General features: G+C 66.1%; 1 protein-coding gene. It reads right to left on the bottom strand.

Annotated elements, in window-relative coordinates; translation table 11 throughout:
• Positions 1-33: 33 nt before the first annotated feature.
• The gene (locus ACIA3K_RS31665; RefSeq protein ID WP_396805542.1) at positions 34-1,341 is read right to left on the bottom strand and encodes an IS4 family transposase; all 1,308 of its coding nucleotides are present in this window, start codon (positions 1,339-1,341) and stop codon (positions 34-36) included.
• Positions 1,342-1,504 lie beyond the last annotated feature (163 nt).

Here is a 1,504-nt window from a genome sequence, read left to right as displayed (position 1 = left end):
CAACGCCGTTCAGTTAGGCGTTTGGTGTGGTCGTCAAGGGTCGGGGCTGATGATGTTGATGTTGGTGGTGGCTTGGTAGCTGCGTCGGTCGATGGTGGGGCCGCGGGCTTGGTATTTGCTGTTTGAGCGTTTGATCATGCGGGTTTTGGTGCGTAGGCGGCGTTCGGGTAGTAGGTGGGCCAGGACGTTGGCGCCGATGACGCCGACCAGGTCGATGGCGGTGTCGGCGATGACGCCGGCGGCGTGCACGATCTGGTCGCGGGCGGTGTTCAGGGCGGTGGTGAAGCTGGCGCGGTCGGGGTCTGTGCCGGGTTGGCTGTCGGTGGCGTCGACCATCGCGGTTCGTAGTAGTTGATAGACGCTGAGCAGGGCGTAGATTTCTTGCTGGATGCCGTCGGGGGTGCGGGCGCGTAGGACTCGTCCGCCCAGGATCGAGGATTTGAGTTCGAGGTAGGCGGTCTCGATTTCCCAGCGCTGGTGGTAGAGCCGGATCAGTTCGGCGCTGGGATGGGCGTGCGGGTTGAGCAGTGTGGTGATGAGCCGGTAGCCGCTGGTGTGGGTGCCCGCGGTGGTGGTGATGCTGATCTGCGCGTCGATGACCCGGATCGGCAGCCCGCCGATGATGGAGGAGAAGGATCCGTCGCGGTGGCGGCGCAGGGTCGGTAGTTTGCGGCCGGTCTTGCAGCGGATCAGCAGGTGCGCGCCGGTGGCGGCCAAGGTGATGATCAGGTCTGCGCCGGCGTAGTTTCGGTCGGCCAGCAGCAGCATCCCGGGGCGCAGACTGCGGCAGAGGTGGCGGGCCTGGTCGAGTTCCCCGACGCTGACCGGGTCGAACACGGCGTCGATCACTGAGCGGGTGCCGCAGGACAGCAGGGCGCTGAGCCGTAGTTGCGGATAGCCGGAACCGCCGTGGTTGCAGCGTTGTTTGGTAAAGCGGCCCCTGTTGGCGGCCGAGTCCGCGACCGTCAGGAGAGTCCCGTCGACCACGGTCAGTAGCAAACCCCGCCAGCGCACCTGAGCGGCGCTGGTGACGGCCGGCCCGCGCAACAGATCGAACAGGGCCTGCACCGGTTGCGGACCGAGACGTTGCCGGGCTTGGCGCAGGGCGCTGCCGGTGGGCGCCACGAGCGGCAGGCCGGACAACCCGCTGGTCAGCTTGGACCACACCTGCCGGTATCCGAGTTCGGCGAACAGGCATCCCGCGAGCAGCAGATACATCACGACCCGGGCCGGCAACAGCCGAACCCGTGACTGCGTTCGCCTGGTCACGGCCAGGACATCATCGACCATCTCGAACGGCACCAGCCGAGTCAGCTCGCCCAGATGACCCGGCGCGAACACCCCCGCGGCTACCCTCACCGTCCGAGTTATGGCAATCTGATCAGCCAGCGGAGCTCCAGGTTCAAGGGCGTCTTAGAGTGACCACCCTCTATACCGGAGCTCCGCTGCTTCGTCTCCACGACACGCTTGACAGCCCACCGAAACGCCTAACTGAACGGCGTTG

This window comes from Micromonospora sp. NPDC051543 (assembly GCF_044454415.1).
Lineage (GTDB): Bacteria > Actinomycetota > Actinomycetes > Mycobacteriales > Micromonosporaceae > Micromonospora.
This window is presented reverse-complemented; position numbering and strand designations above follow the sequence as displayed.